The following is a 971-nucleotide window of genomic DNA, read 5'->3' on the forward strand; positions in this document are numbered from 1 at the left end:
GGCCAATCATCGAGCTGCTGCATGAAGGCCCTCAATGGCCGTTGAGGGTGGGTCCCAATTTACCCGGAAAACGCAGAGAATTATCCATACAAGTCGTTCAAGTACGTTCCGGCCTGACGGCCTCCACCGGACCGGTTTTCCAGCGCGGTGCGCTTCCAAACCGGCCGCTTAACATCGGCGTTAACCCTCAAGGAGAGATTGTGGCATTACTCGCGGGATTGGATTTTCATTTTGACTTAGACTTTGAGGAGGTGCCTCTTAAGGAGGCGGAGCAGTACCTTGAAGAATTAACATCAAAGTACGCGAACCTCATATTTGATCAACATACAAAGATCTATGTGCGACTTCAAGAAGGGAGTCTCAAGGTCACTCTAGCAGTTGTTGGCGCTCTGTACATTGGCATTGGTCAATATGGTTCATTCCGTTCTGGTATTGATTACATGATCAAAGATGCCAAATCATTGATGAATTTGGTTACTAGTGAAATAGTAAAAAATGGAATGAGTGAGGCGGACATCATTGAAAAGAAGAAAATGCACTGTGATCCCGATAAAATTCGTCGTGTGCTGCTTGCAATAGATCGTCTTGAATCAAAACCAAAAATATCCAAGTCTGATCTTAATAAAGAGTTATCAAAGATAAGAACATCAGTGCGAAATATATGTAGCTCATTAAGTGAAGAAGACGCTGGTTTTTTTGCAATTTCAATTAAAGAGACATACTGGCCGCAGGATAGAGAAATTCCCCATTTCGTCGAGCGTTACAAGTTAGTGGCTAGGGAAGAAGATATTGTACACTATCCAGTAGCAAGCATTGAACAACCAAGGGTTAACAAGGCATTGCAGCGGACAAGCCGCTGAATGCGGCGTTATGTGACCGAGTTACCCACGAACAGTAGACACCTTCTATAGTTAGGTTTACCCCTGACGAGGAGGTGCAAGATGGCCAGGAAAAAATATCAGCACTATACC

The 971-nt window shown here is 44.4% G+C and carries 1 protein-coding gene; it reads left to right on the forward strand.

Going from position 1 to position 971, the window contains the following annotated elements:
- On the forward strand, positions 1 to 860 hold an 860-nt coding region (locus H1S06_RS00245), incomplete at its 5' end, for a hypothetical protein (RefSeq protein WP_220183699.1).
- Positions 861 to 971: the final 111 nt, after the last annotated feature.

Origin of the sequence: Marinobacterium marinum (genome assembly GCF_013868415.1) — a bacterium.
In the GTDB taxonomy this organism is placed as follows: domain Bacteria; phylum Pseudomonadota; class Gammaproteobacteria; order Pseudomonadales; family Balneatricaceae; genus Marinobacterium; species Marinobacterium marinum.